The 19,531-nt window shown below is 68.0% G+C and carries 16 protein-coding genes; 11 read left to right on the forward strand and 5 right to left on the reverse strand.

The annotated features are described in order from the left end of the window. Positions 1–156 precede the first annotated feature (156 nt). Together BLQ10_RS15130 and BLQ10_RS15135 are read right to left on the reverse strand one after the other, a co-directional pair. Positions 157–600 (reverse strand): hypothetical protein, encoded by a 444-nt coding sequence (locus BLQ10_RS15130; RefSeq protein WP_091563453.1) that lies wholly within the window; start codon positions 598–600, stop codon positions 157–159. A 128-nt stretch (positions 601–728) separates the two neighbouring features. Then, a complete protein-coding gene (locus BLQ10_RS15135) occupies positions 729–1,544 on the reverse strand; it encodes a methyltransferase domain-containing protein (protein WP_091563455.1) in 816 nt (271 codons plus the stop codon). A gap of 150 nt (positions 1,545–1,694) precedes the next feature. Here BLQ10_RS15135 and BLQ10_RS15140 point away from each other — a divergent pair, with 150 nt between their 5' ends. After that, complete coding sequence (locus BLQ10_RS15140; protein ID WP_091563457.1) at positions 1,695–3,038, forward strand: APC family permease; 1,344 nt, start codon at positions 1,695–1,697, stop codon at positions 3,036–3,038. A 14-nt stretch (positions 3,039–3,052) separates the two neighbouring features. Here BLQ10_RS15140 and BLQ10_RS15145 read toward each other — a convergent pair whose 3' ends face one another. Further along, positions 3,053–3,601 carry a MarR family winged helix-turn-helix transcriptional regulator gene (locus BLQ10_RS15145; protein WP_091563459.1) on the reverse strand — a complete coding sequence of 183 codons (549 nt, stop codon included), beginning with the start codon at positions 3,599–3,601 and terminating at the stop codon, positions 3,053–3,055. A 242-nt stretch (positions 3,602–3,843) separates the two neighbouring features. Here BLQ10_RS15145 and BLQ10_RS15150 point away from each other — a divergent pair, with 242 nt between their 5' ends. Beyond that, positions 3,844–6,084 (forward strand): MMPL family transporter, encoded by a 2,241-nt coding sequence (locus tag BLQ10_RS15150; RefSeq protein ID WP_091563461.1) that lies wholly within the window; start codon positions 3,844–3,846, stop codon positions 6,082–6,084. A gap of 25 nt (positions 6,085–6,109) precedes the next feature. Here the strand turns inward: BLQ10_RS15150 and BLQ10_RS15155 are convergent, their stop codons facing one another. Continuing rightward, positions 6,110–7,072: an NAD-dependent epimerase/dehydratase family protein gene (locus BLQ10_RS15155; RefSeq protein ID WP_091563463.1), complete on the reverse strand. Its 963-nt coding sequence runs from the start codon at positions 7,070–7,072 to the stop codon at positions 6,110–6,112. A gap of 123 nt (positions 7,073–7,195) precedes the next feature. On the opposite strand from BLQ10_RS15155, the gene BLQ10_RS15160 reads away from it, so the two are divergent. The 8 genes from BLQ10_RS15160 (at position 7,196) to BLQ10_RS15195 (ending at position 16,317) form a co-directional block, all read left to right on the forward strand. Beyond that, the gene (locus BLQ10_RS15160; protein ID WP_254785584.1) at positions 7,196–7,996 is read left to right on the forward strand and encodes a TetR/AcrR family transcriptional regulator; all 801 of its coding nucleotides are present in this window, start codon (positions 7,196–7,198) and stop codon (positions 7,994–7,996) included. A 91-nt stretch (positions 7,997–8,087) separates the two neighbouring features. Continuing rightward, positions 8,088–8,525: a hypothetical protein gene (locus BLQ10_RS15165; RefSeq protein ID WP_175558639.1), complete on the forward strand. Its 438-nt coding sequence runs from the start codon at positions 8,088–8,090 to the stop codon at positions 8,523–8,525. Between the two features lie 343 nt (positions 8,526–8,868). After that, entirely contained in the window at positions 8,869–10,731 is a 1,863-nt protein-coding gene (gene dnaK / locus BLQ10_RS15170; RefSeq protein ID WP_091563465.1) for a molecular chaperone DnaK, read from the forward strand. Positions 10,732–10,733: 2 nt separating this feature from the next. After that, complete coding sequence (locus BLQ10_RS15175; RefSeq protein WP_091563467.1) at positions 10,734–11,426, forward strand: nucleotide exchange factor GrpE; 693 nt, start codon at positions 10,734–10,736, stop codon at positions 11,424–11,426. A 269-nt stretch (positions 11,427–11,695) separates the two neighbouring features. Continuing rightward, on the forward strand, positions 11,696–12,679 hold the full coding sequence (locus BLQ10_RS15180) for a DnaJ C-terminal domain-containing protein (protein ID WP_175558640.1): 984 nt from the start codon (positions 11,696–11,698) through the stop codon (positions 12,677–12,679). Positions 12,680–12,694: 15 nt separating this feature from the next. Beyond that, the gene (locus BLQ10_RS15185) at positions 12,695–13,117 is read left to right on the forward strand and encodes a heat shock protein transcriptional repressor HspR (RefSeq protein ID WP_091563469.1); all 423 of its coding nucleotides are present in this window, start codon (positions 12,695–12,697) and stop codon (positions 13,115–13,117) included. Between the two features lie 472 nt (positions 13,118–13,589). Beyond that, positions 13,590–14,030: a hypothetical protein gene (locus tag BLQ10_RS15190; protein ID WP_368086524.1), complete on the forward strand. Its 441-nt coding sequence runs from the start codon at positions 13,590–13,592 to the stop codon at positions 14,028–14,030. A gap of 91 nt (positions 14,031–14,121) precedes the next feature. Continuing rightward, complete coding sequence (locus tag BLQ10_RS15195) at positions 14,122–16,317, forward strand: elongation factor G-like protein EF-G2 (RefSeq protein WP_091563471.1); 2,196 nt, start codon at positions 14,122–14,124, stop codon at positions 16,315–16,317. Here the strand turns inward: BLQ10_RS15195 and BLQ10_RS15200 are convergent. Then, positions 16,307–17,716, reverse strand: coding sequence for an aldehyde dehydrogenase family protein (locus BLQ10_RS15200; protein ID WP_091563473.1), 1,410 nt, complete (start codon positions 17,714–17,716; stop codon positions 16,307–16,309). The genes BLQ10_RS15195 and BLQ10_RS15200 overlap by 11 nt on opposite strands. A 303-nt stretch (positions 17,717–18,019) precedes the next feature. Here BLQ10_RS15200 and BLQ10_RS15205 point away from each other — a divergent pair, with 303 nt between their 5' ends. Next, entirely contained in the window at positions 18,020–19,489 is a 1,470-nt protein-coding gene (locus BLQ10_RS15205) for an APC family permease (RefSeq protein WP_091563656.1), read from the forward strand. The last annotated feature ends 42 nt before the right edge of the window (positions 19,490–19,531 follow it).

The following is a 19,531-nucleotide window of genomic DNA, read 5'->3' on the forward strand; positions in this document are numbered from 1 at the left end:
GGGTCTCTAGTGAGGTCTTCCAGTGCACCCTATCCGCAGACCCGGAAGCAGGGAATGGCTGTCGAAAACTCGTTAATAGCCGCCCCGGAGGATGGTTGTGCCGCCAGGGCCGCGAGCCTTGGGCGTGCCCGGGGCGCGCCCAAGGCCCGCCAGGGGCTAGCCGTTGGAAGTGTAGCCATCCGTGGCGGCGCCGCCACGGCCCCCGCCGGGGCCGCCCATGCCTTCCTCGGTTCCGGTCACGGTGAAGTTCGCATCCAGCAGGACGGTGGCGCGCGTGCCGTCCGCCTTTGTGATGTGGGCTTCGTAGGTGGCGCCGTCGGCGTCGGTCTCCATCCGCTCGATGGTCGCGCCCGGCTGGGCGGCCTTCACCGCCGCCTCGACCTTCGTCGCGGTGTCGCCGGTGAGGACCTCCTCCGTCTTCCCGTTGGCCTGGTGGGGCCCGCGCTGGCCGCCGGTGCCGTAGCCATCGGTGGCCTGGGTCGAGGACGAGCCGCTGGTGGAATCGGCAGCCATCGCGGGGATGGCCGACGCTCCGATGGCGCCGCCGCCGATTACCGCAGCGAGCATGATGCCCGCGGTGGCCTTGTTGATCTTTGCCATTGTGAAACTCCTTTGCTGAGGCCCGGATGCCGGGCCGGCCGAGTTTTCGGCCTGTACCCAGCCTCAGATGCGGAGTTATGGCGAGGCTTTCGGCATGCTGTGCCGGTGCTGTGACCGCTGACGGCCGCTCACGCCCGGGCGATGACCTCGCCGTTGGGAATCAGGAACCAGCCGTCGTCGGTGGAGCCCCACCGGTGCCAGCCGGCGGAAATCCGGGCCAGGTCCGCCTCGCTGGCAAAGCCGTACTCGAGCGCCTGGTCGGCAAAGGATGAATGCAGCACCCGCTCGCCCCACACCCGGGCCTGCCAGCGCCGCTCATGCCCGGTGGCGTAGAGCCAGTTGCTGGCGGACGGCGCCACGTCAGTGAACCCGGCGGCCTGCGCCCAGGACACGAGCCGGCGTCCGGCGTCGGGCTCGGCGCCGTTGCGCCGGGCAATCCGCTGGTACAGCTCCATCCAGTCGTCAAGCTCGGGGATGGCCGGGTACCAGCTCATGCCGTGGAAATCGGCGTCGCGCACCGCCACGATCCCGCCGGCCTTGGCCGCCCGGCGCATCTCCCGCAGAGCCGCGACGGGGTCCGTGAGGTGCTGGAGGACCTGATGGGCGTGGACGACGTCGAACGACTCGTCCGGGAAGTCAAGGTCGTAGATGTTGCCGGTGGCAAAGTCGACATTGTCCACGCCGCGCTCCGCGGCGAGGGCCGCGGCCTGGGCGATGATGCCGGGGGAACGGTCCAGGCCCGTGACCCTGCCCGGCGCCACCAGCTCCGCGAAGTCGCACGTGATGCTGCCCGGCCCGCAGCCGACATCGAGGACGGACACCCCGGGCATGAGATGGCGCAGCACGAACGCTGCCGAGTTTTCCGCCGTGCGGGAGGCATGGGCGCGGACCACCGACTCGTGGTGGCCGTGCGTGTACACATCGTCAGGCTGCTGCGCACTCATAATGGAACGCTACCCTCCCGCGATCGGAAAAGTGCAGACCCTCCCAGTGTGCCCGCCGTTTCGGTCGCCGCGCGCCGGCAGGCAGTTTTTTGCGGCTGGGCGTCAGTTTTGCCGCTTCCGGCGCAGGAGATTCTGCGGATGAATGGAGGAGTGGAAATCAACAACAGCAATGACGCCAGCGGCAACGGACTGGGCTTGTTCCGGGCCACCGGGATCTATGTCGGGGCGATCCTGGGCTCGGGTGTCCTAGTGCTTCCCGCCATCGCGGCCAAGGAGGCCGGCCCGGCATCGCTCCTGGCCTGGGCGGTCCTGCTGGTGTTCTGCATTCCGGTCGCCTTCAGCTTCGCCGAAATGAGCCGCCAGGAGCCCGACGCCGGAGGGATCGCCCATTTCGTCAAGCGCGCCTTTGGGCGCCGCGCCTCGGTGGTGGCCGGGTACCTCTTTTATTTTTCGATTCCCTTCGGCGCCCCGGCAACGGCCGTGATCGGCGGCAATTACATCGCCCACGCCGTAGGCGGCGGCCGGGAAGCCGCGGTCCTCGCGGCGGCAGTGATCCTGCTGGCCGCCTTCGCGAGCAACGCCGTCGGCATCAGGGTTTCCAGCCGCATGCAACTCGCGCTCATGGTGCTGCTGGTGGGACTGCTGGCGCTCGCCGTCGTGCTCGCAGCGCCCCACGCGAAGGCGGAAAATTTCCAGCCCTTCGCCCCGCACGGCTACTGGGCGGTCGGCGGCGCCGCGAGCCTGCTGTTCTTCTGCTTCGCCGGCTGGGAAGCCGTCTCCCACCTGGCCGGGGAGTTCCGCAACCCCGGGCGCGATCTCCGGCGGGCCACGTGGCTCACCCTGATTGTGGTGGGCGCGGTCTACATCGGCGTTGTCGCCGCCTCGGTGGCGGTCCTCGGCCCGGAACTGCCCGCTACGGCGGTGCCTGTCGCGGCGTTGCTGGAAAAGGGGTTGGGCTCACTGGCGGCCCCGCTCACCGCCGTCGCCGCCGCCGTGCTGACGTTCGGCCCCATCAACACGTTCGTGGCCGGCGCCAGCCGGCTCGGGGCTTCCCTGGCGTCCGACGGCGTGCTGCCGCCCGCCCTTGCCCGCGGCGGCGGGCGCGGTCAGGTGCCCGGCGGAAGCCTGGCCACCCTGGCCGTCCTGACGCTGTTGTCCTTCGCCGCGGCCATTGCCGGACTCACCGACATGCAGTTCCAGATCGGGGCCGCCTCGGCGTGCTTCACGGCTGTCACCGCGTTTGGCCTGGCCGCCGGCATCCGGCTGCTGCAGCCGCGGACCGTCGCCTGGTACGGCGTAATCGTGGCGGCGGCCGTCATGGTGGCCGTCCTGCTCTTTAGCGGCTGGGCGCTCGGGGTCCCGCTGGCACTGGCAGCGGCCGCCGTCGGCGTCGGCAGGCGCTTCGGCCGGAGCCCGGAGCCGGAGGTGACACCGAAAGTTGCGCAGCCGGAGGCGGCGCCTCTTGGCCCGCCGGAGGCTGCTGCGCGCCTGTGACCGCGCGCTGCGCATCAGCCGGGGCGGTGCTCCGATGCGGGCCCGCGGGCGGCTTCCTCGCCGGCCCGGACGGTGGCATCGATCATGGAGTTCATGAACCGGGTAACAATTTCCAGTTCCTCCGGCGTGAAGCTTTCCATCGCCGCGCCCATGTGGCGGGCCAGCGGGAGGAACATGGCGCTGCCGTCGCGGTAGGCCTTGGGGGTCATGCGCAGCTGCACCTGGCGGCGGTCCGCGCCCTGGCGCTCGCGGACCACGTGGCCGGAACTGTGGAGCCGGTCGATCAGTGCGGTGGTGGCAGGGGAACTGAGGTTCAGCTCTTTCCGGAGCACCCCCGGAGTGACAATCTGGTGGCGCGCCGTGTGCCGCATGATCACGGCCAGGGCGTTGAGATCCGTGCGGTGCATGTCATTGCGGCCGCCGGCGGAGTCCACATAGCGGTTGGCTTCGAGGGTGAATTCCTGCAGGAGCCGGACGAGGGGCGGCGGACCGGCCGCTTCGGGCGGGCCCGCGTTTTCGGATGGGGCCGCGTTTTCGGATAGGCCTGCGGATTCGGCTGACACGGCGGACCTCCTTCATCCCTTGATGCGGCCGCTAGGGTCTGACGGCGGCCGGTCGGCGCTGTCGGCAGCCTCCTTGGGAGCTTACTTCAGTGTCTACTGCAGCGTCTGCTGCAGCTGCCGGACGCCGGGTGTCCTTCCATTCTCCTCCGGCTCTTCGCGCCATCCACTTATCTCTAAGATGGAGATAGTCTACTATGGAGTTAATTGTTGGCCCCGCACCGAAGCGCACCTTAGAAGGACACATGAAAACGACTTCGCCCACGACGACGAGCGTCCCGTTCTGGCTGCGTTGGCTGGTTCCCGCCGTGCTCGTCGTGGCCTGGCTGGCTGTTGCCGGCGTCGGTGGCCCGACATTCGGCCGCTTGAGTGAGGTGTCATCAAACGACCAGGCATCATTCCTGCCCGCCGGGGCGGAGGCCACCGAGGCCGCGGACTGGCAGGCCAAGTTCCGGGACTCCAAGGAGATCCCCGCAGTGATCGTGGTTGAGAGCGACTCCGCCTTCACCCCGGCCCAGCTCCGCGAGGCCGCGGCGCTCAAGGGCAGGCTGGAGGCCCTGCAGGCCGGCAGCACGGTGATCGGCCCCATCCCCTCCGGGGACGCCAAGGCAGTCCAGTTCGTGGTGCCCATTCCTTCCTCTGCGGAGGTGAAGACGGTAGTCAAGGAGTTGCGCAACGAGGTGCAGGGGTCCGCGCCCGCAGGAATGCGGACGTTCGTTACCGGGCCGGCCGGGCTCACGGCGGACCTGGTTAGTGCCTTTGCCGGAATTGACGGCATCCTGCTGCTCGTGGCCCTCGGGGCCGTGTTCCTGATCCTGCTGATCGTCTACCGTTCCCTGCTGCTGCCCGTCATGGTGCTGTTCACGTCCGTGTTCGCGCTGTGCGCCGCGATCCTGCTGGTGTTCGGCATGGCGAAGGCCGGCTGGATCCAGCTGAACGGCCAAAGCCAGGGCATCCTGTCCATCCTGGTGATCGGCGCGGCCACCGACTACGCCCTGCTGTACGTGGCACGGTTCCGCGAAGCCCTGACCCACACCACCGACCGGACGGCCGCCGCCCTCACCGCATGGAAGGCGGCCTGGGCGCCGATCCTGGCCTCCGGCGCCACCGTGATCATCGCACTGCTCTGCCTGCTCTTCTCCGACCTCAACTCCAACAAGGCCCTCGGCCCCGTGGCGGCGGCGGGCATCCTATGCGCGCTGTTCGCGGCCCTGACCCTGCTGCCGGCGCTGATGGCGCTGCTGGGCAGGGCGGCGTTCTGGCCGTTCCGGCCCAAGCTGCTGCCCGAAACCCAGCGGGAACCGGAACTGGTCACCGGGCTGGAGGGCCAGAAGGGGCTGTGGCGGGCCACCGGCTCGCTGGTTGCCCGCCGGCCGCGCACCGTCTGGGTTGCCTCGGTCCTGCTGCTCCTGGTAGCCGGTGCCGGCATCCTGCAGCTCAAGGCCAATGGCGTGGCCCAGACTGACGTGATCCTCACCGCCTCCAACGCCGTCGACGGACAAGATGCCCTGGGCCGGCACTTCGACGCCGGGTCCGGCAGTCCGGCGGTGATCGTGGCCGACCAGGCAAAGGCCCAGGAGGTGCTGGATCGGGTCAAGGCGAGCAACGGCGTCGGGGGCGCCTATCTGCTGGCCGATGGCGGCGTCCCCATCATGACCGGCGCCCCGGCAAATCCGGCCAACCCCAGTGCCCCCGCGGCCCCGGCGGCCCGGGACGGGAAGGTCCTTATCAACGCGACGCTGAACTACGCTGCCGACTCCACTGAGGCGGAAAACATTGTGGCGTCGCTCCGCCAGGAACTGAAGAAGATTGACGGTGGCGTGTTGGTCGGTGGGGTGACGGCGACCGCCCTGGACACCAACACCACGGCCCAGCGTGACCTCGTCACCATCATCCCGGTGGTCCTGGGCGTGATTCTGGTGATCCTCATGCTGCTGCTGCGCTCGGTGCTAGCGCCGGTCCTGCTGGTCGCCTCCGTGGTCCTGTCCTACGCGGCGGCGATGGGCGTCTCCGCCTTCGTGTTCAACAACGTCTTCGGTTTCCCGGGGGCGGATGCAACGGTGCCCCTGTTCGGTTTCGTCTTCCTCGTGGCACTGGGCGTTGACTACAACATCTTCCTGATGAGCCGGGTCCGGGAGGAATCCCTCAAGCACGGCACCCGGCCCGGCATCCTGCGCGGCCTCGGCGTGACAGGTGGGGTCATCACCTCGGCCGGGGTGGTCCTCGCCGCCACCTTCGCGGCCCTGGGCGTCATTCCGATCATGTTCCTGGTGCAGCTCGCCTTCATCGTCGCGTTCGGCGTCTTGCTGGACACGGTGCTGGTCCGCTCCCTGCTGGTGCCCGCGCTGGCCTACGACATCGGCCCCCGGCTCTGGTGGCCCGGCAGCCTCGGCCGGCCCGGGAACGATGCCGCCGCCCGCGACGCTCTGACCTCCCGGCGGGCGCCCTCCCTGCCTGCGGCAAATGAGGAGGCCGGAGTCCGCTAGGCGGAACCGAATGCCGCAGCCGCCGTCACTGTCCCTGGTCCCCCCACCAGGCGACGGTGGCGGCGGCTGCTTCGTGCAGCGGGGTCGGCCTGAGCCCCAGGGCGGCCTGGCTTGCGGCGGACTCCATCACGAACGGTTGCTGGAACTGATACAGCGTCTCTGCCAGTTCCCGCATGTCGGGGGAAAAGACCCCCATCCCCCGCATCGCCCAGCCGGGGAGCGCCGTGACACGCGGGGCCCGGGCCCCGGCCGCCTTGGCGAATGCCCCCGCGATCTCGCGCTGGGTCAGCGCGGGTCCGGTGGGTGCATGCCACACCCGGTTCCACACCTGCGGCCTGTCCGCCGCCGCGATCATGGCGGCCGCGAGGTCCGGAACGTACGTGAAGGAATGCGGCTGGTCCGCCCGTCCGACCACCATCAGGGATTTGCCCGCCAGTACCGGCTTCACCATGCGCTCGCCGGAATGCGCCCCGCGGACCCTGGGCCCGAAGAAATCGCTCGCCACCACGCTCACCGTGGCGGTGGTGGATGCCGCGCGGGCCTTCAGAAGTGCCGTCCGGATGCCGCGCTTGCCGCCGTGCGCCTCCCGCGGGCCCTGCTCGGTCATCGGCCGTTCCGGTGCGCTGTAGGAGTAGAGGCTTTCCGGGAAGACCACGACGGCGCCTGCCGCCCCGGCCGCGGCGAGCACGTTCTGCTCGGCGGCCGGCAGTTCCTTGGCCCACACGTCGGCGTTGTACCGCGAGCCGTGGATGCAGTGGAAGACCGCCGTGGCGCCGTGGAAAGCCTCGTCGAGCCGGTCAGGCTCCGACACATCAATCGACAATTTTTCGACCAGCGGGTGGGCGGGACCGCTTCCGGACCTCGTCAGGATGCGCACGCGGTGGCCCGCCGCGGCCAGCTGTTCCGCGACGGTCCAGCCCACCGGGCCGGCCCCTGTGACGACATAGAGGCTGGACGATTGGCGCCCGGAGGCAACGGGTTGGGACATTTCCATCTCCTTTGAAATTGCGAGAGCAGCGCTCTCCCATTCAGGATGCGACGCCGGCGTGGCAAAGTCAAGAGCGGTGCTCACGTTTGTTGACAGTGCTCTTGTTTGTGAAATGCTGGACTCATGCCAGAAGACAGGATTGAAACCGGGATTGAAGCTGATGTTGATACTGGCATTGATACTGTTCCAGCTGCCGCGGTTTCTCGGCCCCGCACCCCGCGGGAGCGTGCCCGGGCCCAGACCGTCGCCGATATTGTCCGGCTGGGCCGGGAGCACCTGGCGTTGCACGGGGCCGCCGCTCTCTCCCTCCGAGCCGTGGCCCGCGATCTCGGCGTCGTCTCCTCGGCGGTCTACCGCTATGTGGAGAACCGGGAGGAGCTGCTGACCCTTCTCCTGATTGATGCGTACAGCGAGCTGGGCGATGAAGTGGACGCCGCCGTCGTGGCGGTGCCGGAAGCCGATTTCGGCGGCCGCTTTGCGGCCCTGGGCCGCGCGGTGCGGGACTGGGCGCTGCGCGAACCCTCCCGCTACGCCCTGCTCTTCGGCAGTCCGGTGCCCGGCTACCAGGCCCCGGCCGAGCGGACCACCGGTCCCGGCACCAGGGTGATCACTGCCCTCATTGGAATCCTCGACGGCGCCTTCCGGGCCGGGCGACTTGCCGCGACGGGCCGGCGGAGTCCTGCCGTGGCCGCCGGGCTGGCCGGGGATCTGGCGAAAATCCGGGCCGAGTTCGGCCTGGCGGTGCCGGACGACCTCTTGGCCCGCGGCGCGCTGGCCTGGACCTCACTCTTCGGCGCCGTCAGCTTCGAAGTCTTCGGCCAGTACGGCGCCGACACATTCACTGCCAGGGAGGAGCTCTTTGGCCACCACCTCGCTGTGCTGGCCGACGTCGCCGGGCTGCCGCCGGCCGGCGCTGCCCTATGAACCAGGTTCCCCTGTTGCCCCGCCGTGGCGCTCGATAGACTGCCCCTGCGCCCGCACGGGCGCGCCAGATGCGTCCAGGAAGGATCCATCCATGTCTGAAGAGACCAGGCCTGAAGAGAACACACCGGAAGAGAATGTCCCCGGAAAAGCGGCGCCCCAGAACGTCGATGCCGCTCCGGCGGAAGATGAAGCAGAGGCCGCGGCACCAGAGGGGCAGTATGTCGAGGGCGACTACGGCTCCGCCGGCACGGCAGGCGAAGTCCCGCCCACGGCCATCGAGGGGGAGTACGCGGCGGGGGACTACGGCAACGCCGGCGTGGCCGGAGCGGCCGTCGTCGGCGACGTGGAAGGCGACTATCCCGAGGGTGACTACGGCGAGGGCGGGGTCTCCGGTGAGCCCGGTCTCGCCGAGGAGGGGGAGTACCCCGAAGGCGACTACGGGACCGCCGGAACGTCCCGCCCCCAGCAGACCGGCCGGCCGGCAGCAGGAGAGGCTGCCGACGACGACGACGCGCGGGGCGGCAACTAGCGCAAAGGAAGCTGGCGGGACCAGCCGGCGCGGGCGTCGGCACGGGTCTGTGCACAGGTGGTCTGCGGCACGGGCCTGTGCACAGGTGATCTGTGCACAGGTTCGCGCAGGGCGAAATGGTGCCCGGGAGGCGACCGAGGGGCTGCTGGAATCCGGGGAATCTAGGCTGCGATGAGCGGCCGCGGCCCGGATGCGGAGCAAAGTTGAGTCGATGTCGCTCAACTTTGAATTGACATATGTCCGCGTCTGGGTAAAGTTGAGTGTAGATCGCTCAATAACGGTCGGACCCGTTGTGGTCCGCGGCCATCTCCGCAAGATTCCAAGGAAAGTAAGGAAGCAATCCATGTCACGTGCAGTAGGTATTGACCTCGGAACCACTAACTCCGTCGTCTCCGTTCTCGAAGGTGGCGAGCCCACCGTCATTGCCAACGCCGAGGGTGGCCGCACCACGCCGTCGGTTGTTGCCTTCTCCAAGTCCGGCGAGGTCCTGGTCGGCGAGATCGCCAAGCGCCAGGCCGTCAACAACATTGACCGCACCATCGCGTCCGTCAAGCGCCACATGGGCACTGACTGGACGGTCGCCATTGACGACAAGAAGTACACGGCGCAGGAAATTTCCGCCCGCATCCTCATGAAGCTCAAGAACGACGCCGAGTCCTACCTTGGCGAAAAGGTCACCGACGCCGTCGTCACCGTGCCGGCCTACTTCAACGACGCCCAGCGCCAGGCCACCAAGGAGGCCGGGGAAATCGCCGGCCTGAACGTCCTGCGCATCGTCAACGAGCCCACCGCCGCCGCCCTGGCCTACGGCCTGGACAAGGGCAAGGAAGATGAGCTCATCCTGGTCTTCGACCTCGGCGGCGGAACGTTCGACGTCTCCCTCCTTGAGGTCGGCAAGGACGAGGACAACTTCTCCACCATCCAGGTCCGCGCCACCGCCGGTGACAACCACCTCGGCGGCGACGACTGGGACCAGCGCGTCGTGGAGTACCTGCTGAACCAGCTCAAGGTCAAGGGCATCGACCTCACCAAGGACAAGATTGCCCTGCAGCGTCTCCGCGAGGCTGCTGAGCAGGCCAAGAAGGAACTCTCCTCCTCCTCGAGCACCAACGTTTCCCTCCAGTACCTGTCCGTCACCCCGGACGGCCCGGTCCACTTGGACGAGCAGCTGACCCGCGCCAAGTTCCAGGACCTCACCAAGGACCTGCTGGACCGCACCAAGAAGCCGTTCCAGGACGTCATCAAGGAAGCCGGCATCAAGCTCTCCGAGATCGACCACATCGTGCTCGTCGGCGGTTCCACCCGCATGCCGGCCGTCTACGACCTCGTCAAGGAACTGGCCGGAGGCAAGGAGCCGAACAAGGGCGTCAACCCCGATGAGGTCGTCGCCGTCGGCGCTGCCCTGCAGGCCGGTGTCCTCAAGGGTGAGCGCAAGGACGTGCTGCTGATCGACGTCACCCCGTTGTCCCTTGGCATCGAAACCAAGGGCGGCATCATGACGCACCTGATCGAGCGCAACACCGCCATCCCCACCAAGCGGAGCGAGACCTTCACCACCGCGGATGACAACCAGCCGTCCGTGGCCATCCAGGTCTTCCAGGGCGAGCGTGAGTTCACCCGCGACAACAAGCCGCTTGGCACGTTCGAGCTGACCGGCATCGCTCCGGCTCCCCGTGGCGTCCCGCAGGTCGAGGTCACCTTCGACATCGACGCCAACGGCATCGTGCACGTTTCGGCGAAGGACAAGGGCACCGGCAAGGAACAGTCCATGACCATCACCGGCGGCACCGCGCTGTCCAAGGAAGACATCGACCGCATGGTCCACGACGCCGAAGAGCACGCAGCCGAGGACAAGGCGCGCCGCGAGGCAACCGACACCCGCAACACGGCCGAACAGCTCGCCTACTCCGTCGACAAGCTGATCGCGGACAACGCCGACAAGCTGCCCGAAGAGGTCAAGACCGAGGTCAAGGCTGACGTCGACGCGCTCAAGAAGGCCCTCGAAGGCACCGATGACGCCGCCGTGAAGACTGCGTTTGAGAAGCTGCAGGCTTCCCAGACCAAGCTCGGCGAGGCCATCTACGCCCAGGCCGGTTCCCCCGACGGCCACGGCGGTGCACAGGATGCTCCCGCAGGCGAGCAGGCAGCCGGCTCCGACGAGGACATCGTCGACGCCGAAATCGTTGACGAAGACGAGAAGAAGTAATCATGCCGCACCACGGTAACGAAGAAGAGCACGGTTCTTCCGAGAGCCAGCGCGACGCCGAACAGCAGGAGAACGAGCAGCAGAAGCCGGTGATCCACGACCACCGCAAGGTTGATCCGAAGACCGGCCAGGCCCGCCACCCCGGCCAGGAGCACGCCGGTGGTGCGGACTCCGGTGCTGAGGATTCCCGTTCCGGGGATGCCCTGTCCCAGGCGGAGGACATCCTCAACAGCGTTGAGGTGCCCGCCGCCGAATCGGTAGCCCAGGGTGCGCCCGGTGCCGTCGAGGCGGACGAGCTCAGGGATGACCTTCGCCGTCTGCAGGCCGAGTACGTCAACTACCGCAAGCGGGTCGAGCGCGACCGCGCCGTGGCGGGCGAGATGGCCGTCATCGGCGTCCTGAACGCGCTGCTGCCGGTACTAGACGACGTCGACGCCGCCCGCCAGCACGGCGACCTCGCGGACGGCCCTTTCGCCGCGATCGCCGCCAAACTGGAGGCTGCGCTGAAAACGTACGGACTGGTCCGCATAGATGAGACCGGAGTGGAGTTCGATCCGACCATCCACGAGGCCCTCATCCAGCAGCCCGGCACGGATATCGAAATCGACACCGTCAGCCAGGTGCTGCGCTCGGGCTACAAGTCCGGCGACCGCGTCCTCCGCGCAGCCCAGGTGATTGTGGCGGTTCCGGCGTAGTTGTCGCCTTCGGCGCTACGCCGGATAGGGGGCGGTGCCCGCTTCGCGGTGCCATCCACACCGCCGCCCCCTATCCCGCCTCCGCGCCAGCGCGTTGCTCGCCTAAAGTGAGTTGACAACCAGCGCGAAGCAGATGATGGGCCCCGGGAGTGGCATCGGGCCTGTCGGAGCGTGGTGGCTTGGTCCGTAAGGACCAAGCCACCACGCGAAGGGGCGGGGGCCCATCACCTGCGAAGCGCACTCTGCACGACTTTTGAAAGGAAACGCCATTGGCTAGCCAGGACTGGGTGGACAAGGACTTCTACAAAATCCTTGGTGTCGCCAAGGACGCTTCCGACGCCGACATCAAGAAGGCCTACCGCAAACTTGCCCGGCAGCACCACCCGGACCGGAACGCGGGGGATACGGCGTCGGAGAAGAAGTTCAAGGACATCTCTGAGGCGTATTCGGTGCTCTCCGATCCCGATGAGCGCCAGCAGTATGATGCCATCCGGGCCATGGGTGGCGGCGCACGCTTTGCCCCCGGCGGAAGCGGCGGGGCTGCCGGCGGAGCCGGCTTCGAGGACCTCTTCGGCGGGCTTTTCACCGGCGGCGGGGGGCGCCATTCCGGCGGCTACAGCACGGCCGGCGGTATTCCGCCCGAGTTCGCAGATCTCTTCGGCGGCGGCGGATTTGGCGGCGGGGGCCAGTCCTTCCAGCGCGCTCCGCAGAAGGGCGCGGACCGCACCGCGTCCACCTCGATCTCGTTTGCCGGGTCAATCCGCGGCACCACGATCGGCCTGCGTGAACCGGACGGTGAGGTCATCGACGTCCGCATCCCGGCCGGCATCAAGGACGGACAAAAGGTCCGCGTCCGCGGCAAGGGGCAGTACGCTGCCGCCGGTAACGGCGACCTCATGGTCACCGTATCGGTGAAGCCGCATGAGTTCTACGTCCGCGACGGCGACAACCTCCGGATCCATGTCCCGGTCTCCTTCCCGGAGGCGGTCCTGGGCGCCGATATCGAGGTTCCGACGATCGACGGCGACAAGGTCAAGGTCAGGGTTCCCGCAGGGACGCCCTCGGGCCGCACGCTGCGCGTCAAGGGCCATGGCGTGAAGCACGCCAAAGCCACCGGCGATCTGCTGGTGACAATCGACGTCGCTGTTCCGCGGAGGCTGAACAAGGAAGCGGAGGAGGCCGTGAAGGCCTTCGCCTCGGCGACCGCCGACGAGGACGTCCGCGCGGGCCTGGCAGCCAAGGCCCGGCTCTAGGAACGGGAGCCAGCCATGGGCATCGACTTCGATCAGCCGATCTTCGTCATCTCCGTTGCCGCCGAACTGGCGGACATGCACCCGCAGACACTGCGCCAGTACGACCGGATGGGCATCGTCTCGCCCAGCCGCGCCCCGGGCAAGTCCCGGCGCTACTCGCAGCGGGATGTGAACATGCTCCGCGAAGTCCAGCGGCTCTCCCAGGAGGGGGTCTCGCTGGAGGGCATCAAGCGGATCCTGCAGCTGGAAAACCAGGTGGCCGCCCTGCAGCGCCGGGTCAGTGAACTGACTGAGGAGCTGGGCCGGCGCCGTCAGGGAGCCGATTCGCGGATCTTTGCAGCCGGAACTGCCGGCGACGTCGTTAGCCTGGCCCGCGGCAAGCGTCCGCAGGCGCGGTCGCAGGCGCTGGTGGTGTGGCGACCGCGAGGCATCGATTAGGACAACAGCTGTGCCCGGGACCAATGGTCCCGGGCACAGCTGTTGTTGCGGACGGCGAGGTGCTGCCGGTGGCGCCTACTTGCCGGCTGCGATGATCTCGTCGACGGCGGCGCGTTTGCGCTTTCCCCAGGTTCCCGCGTGAGAAGGGCCGCGATGAGCCCGATGGCTCCGCAGCCCATGTAGGCCAAGTAGCCGCAGGAGCGAACTGAGTACACCGGAACCCAAACAGGTAACCGGCCATCCGATAGTCGGGTACCTGATTTGCGTGACTTCATGCCCGTGCCGCGCGTTGAATTGGAGTGTCAGAAAAAGGCTGGCACGACGCTCACAGCTCCCACTGGAAGGTCTCACGGGAAGCCGGGGCGCAGAGCCAGCGCAGGAGCAGCGTAGACGCCGGGGGGCATCGCATGCATGATTCAGCCGAGTTTGATCCGTCCATTGTCGATTCCTCGCTGTCTGATCCACCACGGCCTTGTTGGTCCCGGCTGCGGCCGGCGACGTTGACGGGCACGCCGTGAGCCCGGGACTGCAGGCGGCCGTCCTGTTTGCCGGCTCGCTGCCGGGGCACGTCCTGATGTCCCTGGGACAGACCCTCGTGGTCGTATGCCTATGCTTCGACTTCGTCCGCGCAGTGTCCGTGCCGCGGTCCCACCGCCGCTACGTGGCCAACACCGCGTTCCGGACACTTGCCCTGCCTTCCATCCTGATCATGGCGTTCAGTGTGCTCATCGATGCCGCCTCCGGCGCTTGGCCGGAAGTCGCCGCCGGAGTGTTCGTCATGGTTGCCGTGATCTTCCGGTGGCACCATGACACCGACGAGGACAGCTGGTGGAAGGGCAAAGGCAAGGCCTTGGGCCGTTGGCTCCGGGACCGGGCCGCCTCCGGGTCCATGGTGGCGCCGGCCACGGCGTGAAAAAGCCCTTGCTGTCCGGGCGTCCCAGGGTGTCCAATCCTTAACACAAGGCACTGCAGGGCACGAGTGGATGCGACGCCGGGAGGTTCTCATGCCGTCGAAAGGCGCCAAGACCCCGTCAAGGGGCCCGGTCCGGGGTACGTCTGACCTCCGGCGTGCCGACGCCAACGGCGTCGCGCCGCCGGAGCAGCCGGACAAGATCCGCAATGTGGCGCTCGTAGGGCATTCCGGTTCCGGAAAAACAATGCTCACCGAGGCGCTACTTGCCGCCACCGGAGCCATCACCCGTAAAGGCTCGATCGCCGAGGGCACTACGGTGAGCGACTCGGACGCCTCCGCCGTCGCGCAGCAGCGCTCCGTGGCCCTGGCGGTGGTGCCGGTGACGGTGGGGGAGACCAAGGTGAACCTGCTGGATACTCCGGGGTATACGGATTTCATCGGCGAGCTGCGCGCAGGCCTTCGTGCGGCGGATGCGGTGCTGTTCGTCGTCTCGGCCACCGACGATGTCGATGCCGCGACCACCGCGCTCTGGAGCGAGTGCCAACGGCTCGGAATGCCGCGGGCCGTGGTTATCAGCCGTCTGGACCATCCGCGCGCGGATTTCGACGCCGCCGTCGCCCGCTGCCGTCTGGCATTCGGTGACGCCATCGTTCCGCTCTACCTGCCGGTCCGCGCGGACGGTACCATCACCGGGTTGTTGGGGCTGCTGACCGGAACGGTTTCCGAGTACGGTCCGGCGGAACCGGCGCCGGCCACCCGGGCCGCGACCGGCGTCGAACTTGCCGCGGCGGAGACCGCACGGGGCGCCCTGATCGAGGGGATCATTGCCGAGAGCGAGGACGAGACGCTCATGGACCGTTACCTCGCAGGTGTTGAAATCGCTCCCGATGTCCTGATCGATGATCTGGAGACGGCCGTGGCCCGCGGGTCATTTCACCCGGTGCTGCCGACGTCAGCGGAGTCCGGGCTCGGCTTGGCGGAGCTGCTCGAGGTTCTGGTGCGCGCGTTTCCGACGCCGGCGGAGCGCGGCGTTCCCGCAGCGACGGACCTCGACGGGGTGCCCGCCGGCCCGCTCGGCTGCGACCCCGAGGGCCCGCTGCTCGGTGAAGTGGTCCGCACAACGATCGATCCGTTCCTCGGCCGGGTCTGCCTGGTGCGCGTCTTCTCCGGCGTTGTGCGCGAAGACGCCGCCATCCATGTGGGCGGCCGCGGAATGGCGGACCGCGGCCACGAGGACCACGACAGCGACGAGCGGGTCACACACCTGTACTCGCCGCTGGGATCGGGACTGCGGCCGGTGCCGTTCTGCGTCGCCGGGGATATCTGTGCGCTGACAAAACTAGGCACCGCCGAGACCGGCGACACGATTTCGTCCAAGGAGCTGCCGCTGCTGGTGGCCCCCTGGGACATGCCGGACCCGCTCATGCCGGTAGCCATCGAAGCTGCCACGCGCGGCGACGAGGACGCCTTGGCCAGGAACCTGGGCAAGGTCACCGCCGGGGACCCGACGCTGCGGGTGGAACGCAACTCCGAAACCCACCAGCTGATCCTGTGGTGCATGGGCGAGGCGCACGCCGACGTCGTCCTGGGCAGGTTGCGGGACCAGGGGGTGAACCTGCAGACCGTCCCGGTGATCACGCCGCTGCGGGAGACGTTTGCCGCGCCGGCGGCCGGGCACGGGCGCTATGTTAAACAATCCGGCGGCCACGGCCAGTACGCCGTCTGCGACATCGAGGTGGAACCCCTCGACCGCGGCGCCGGGTTCGAGTTTGTCGACAAAACTGTGGGCGGGGTAATTCCCGGGCCGTTCGTCACGTCGGTGGAAAAGGGTGTGCGGGCCCAGATGCAGAAAGGCGTCTCCGCCGGGTTCCCGGTGGTGGATATCAAGGTCACACTGATCGGCGGCAAGACGCACAGCGTGGATTCCTCCGACGCGGCGTTCCAGGCTGCCGGTGCGCTGGCCCTCCGGGAAGCGGCGGCTGCAACCCGCATTCAGTTCCTGGAACCGGTCTCATCCGTGACCATCAGCGTTTCCGAGGACCACGTGGGCGCTGTGATGAGCGACTTGTCCTCCAGACGGGCACGCCTGACCGGAACGACCTCCGCCGGGGCTGACGGCACTGAGATCAGCGCCGAGGTTCCGGACCAGGAACTGTTGAGGTACTCGGTGGAACTGCGGGCCCTGACCGCCGGCAGCGGCCGGTTCCGGCGCAGCTACCTGCGCCATGAACCGGTGCCCGCCACCGCCGCAGTGATGGCCCCTAATAAGGGCAGCGTCAGCCGTTGATGACTCGCGGAACGCCGAGGGCTTTGAGGCCTTCGACGCCGAATTCGAGTCCGTAGCCGGACTGCTTGGCACCGCCGAACGGGACGCGGGGGTCCACGGCGCCGTGCTTGTTGATCCAGACGGTACCGGCCTCGATCCGGGCCGCCACCTTCCGGGCTTCGGTGGGGTCGGAGGACCAGACGGAAGCCCCGAGCCCGACGTCGAGGGCATTGGCCATGGCGACCGCCTCGTCCACGGTGCTGTAGCGAATGATGGGCAGGGCGGGGCCGAACTGCTCCTCGGCGACGAGCGGGTTGCTGTTATCGATGTCGGCTACGAGCGTGGCGGGGTAGAAGTGGCCCGGCTGGTCCGGGTCCGGGTTGCCACCCAACAGGATCCGGGCGCCGGAATCGCGGGCGGCATCAACCAGCCGGGCGACGACGGCGAACTGCTGGCGGTTCTGCAGCGGGCCCAGAACGTTGGCCTCGTTCAGGCCGTTACCCATCGGCATGGCACGGGCAACGCTGGTGAGTTCCGCGCAGACGGCGTCGTAAATGGCGTCGTGCACGTAGAGACGCTTGAGCGCCGCGCACGTCTGGCCGGTGTTGATGAAGGCGCCCCAGAACAGGCCCTCGGCGATCGCTTTTGGGTCGGCGTCGGGCAGGACGATGCCGGCGTCGTTGCCGCCTAGCTCCAGGGTGAGGCGTTTGACGGTGTCGGCGGAGGATTTGATGATGGCTTTGCCGGTGGCCGTGGAGCCGGTGAACATGATCTTGCCGATCCCGGGATGTTCGGCCAGCCGGGCGCCAACTTCCCGGCCGCCGGAGACGGCGGTGAGGAGGCCCTCCGGGAGTTCCTGGTTGAGGATTTCGACGAGGGCGAGGACGGACAGCGGGGTGAATTCGGACGGTTTGACCACCACGGCGTTCCCCATCCGCAGGGCCGGAGCAACCTGCCAGACGGTGATCATCATGGGCCAGTTCCACGGCCCGATCGCCCCGACGACGCCAATGGGCCGGTAGTGCAGTTCGGCGCGGGTTTCGCCGTCGTCCACCACGGTTTCCGGTTCCAGCGGCGTGCCGGCGGCCGCGCGGAGCCAGGCGGCGCAGGCGCCGACCTCGAAGCGGGCGTTCGGGCCGTTGAGCGGCTTGCCTTGCTCGCGGGAGAGCAGCCGTGCCAGTTCCTCGGCAGAGCGTTCGACGGCGTCGGCGGCCTTGAGCAGTGCAGCGCTGCGGGCATCATGGCCCAGCGCCGCCCAGGCCGGCTGCGCTGCCTGGGCGGCGGCGATGGCCTGCTCGAGGTCCTGGACGGTGTGGACCGGGGCTTCACCGACCGGCTGCCCGGTGGCGGGGTCGAGGATGGTTCGCGTCTGGCCAGTGGTCGGGGCGATCGCGGCGAGCAGGGCGTCGTAGGTTTCCATTGGTACTCCACATCGAGTAGTTGAAGAACGGGCGATTGAGAAATGGGGTAGCGCGGCGCAGGATGGTTCCAGAGCGGCCGAACTGTCATCTCCGAGTGTCCTCCGGTGACGGACGTGCGGTCTTGTCTTTGCGCGAACTGCGGTTGACCCAGTGCGAATGATTGCGATGGTCCTGATTGCCGTTGCGCTGAGGAACAACAACCGATCGCTGATCGACAAAAGGGTGACGGGGGTCACCTGCCATGCTGGATTGCACGGTGCCATGCACCTTCCCCCACACTCATGACCGTTAAGAAGGATCCGATGAGTATTTCAAAATCCGAGTCCCGGGCAGCAGAAGCCAGCCCCCGCAAGGAGCACTCCACAGCGCTGCGTGCCGGCAGCGTCGGAGTCATGGGCATTCTCTTCTTTGTCTTGTCCGCCCAGGCGCCGCTGACCGGAATCGTCGGCGCATCACCGCTGGCCGCGGCCCTCGGCAACGGCCCCGGCGCTCCCGGGGCGTATCTGGTGGTGGGCATCGTCATCATGATCTTCGCCGTCGGGTTCGTCGCGATGAGCCGCAAGATCCAGGCCAACGGCGCGTTCTACGCCTATGTAACCGCCGCCTTCGGGCGCAAGATCGGAGCCGGAGCAGCGTGGCTCGCGCTCCTCGCGTACAGCACGGTCCAAGCCGCGATGTACGGGCTGTACGGCGCGGCCTTCTCGGGCCTCCTCGGATCCGCCGGGATCGTGGTGCCCTGGTGGCTGCTGGCCGTGATCACCATGGCCGGCGTCCAGGTGCTGGGATCACTCAACATCGAACTCGGGGCGCGGGTCCTGGCGTTTCTCGTGGGCCTGGAAGTCGCGATCCTGCTCATGTTCGGGTTCACCGTGCTGCTGCGGGGCGGAGGCTCGGAGGGGCTCAGCCTGGCCGCGTCCTTCTCGCCCGAAGCGATCGCCACCGGCGCCCCGGGCGTGGCCATCATGTTCGCCGTCGCCTCCATGTTCGGCTTCGAATCCACGGCCATCTACTCGGCCGAGGCCAAGGACGCCCACCGCACAGTGGCCCGCGCCACGTATCTCTCGGTGGGGGTCATTGCGGTGTTCTTCTCCTTCATTTCATGGATGCTGGTCAGCTACTACGGCCCCTCACACGTCATGGATGCCGCGGGCGCAGCCCTCGAATCGGGCGACTCCACCTCCTTCGTGTTGACGCCGATGGTGGAGCTGTTCGGGCCGTGGGCCGGAACGGTCACCGGCATCCTGCTCGTGACGTCCCTGCTGGCCGGCATCATCGCCTTCCACAACGGCATCAACCGCTATCTCCATTCGCTGGCACTGCGCGGTTCGATGCCCGGCGCCTTGGCGCGGACCAACCGGCACCTGGCCCCCGCCGTCGCCGCGCGGATCCAGACGGTGATCGCGTTCCTGCTCGTGGCGCCGTTTGCCGTACTGTCCCTGGATCCTGTCCTGACCCTCTTTTCCTGGTTCAGCGGACTGGCCGTGGCGGCGCTCCTCGTGCTGTACATGCTCTCGTCCCTGGCCGTCGTCGCGTACTTCCGCCGGGAAAGAGTTACAGGCCAGATCTGGCAGACCGCGGTGGCGCCGATCCTCGCCACTGTGCTGCTTGGCTGGGTCCTGTACCTCGTGGTCAGCAACTTCACGGCACTGATCGGCGGCAGCGCCGAAACGGCCATGGGCCTGCTGATCGCCGTCCCCCTCGTATTTGCGGTGGGCGTGCTGGTGGAGGTCCGTGTGGAGCGCAGGGCCGCGGCTGTGGGGGTCCCCGTCTAGCGGACGGTCTCAAGAATGAAGGTGCGGTGCCTGAGGGATCCG

Origin of the sequence: Arthrobacter sp. ok362, assembly GCF_900102785.1 — a bacterium.
Taxonomy (GTDB): domain Bacteria; phylum Actinomycetota; class Actinomycetes; order Actinomycetales; family Micrococcaceae; genus Arthrobacter.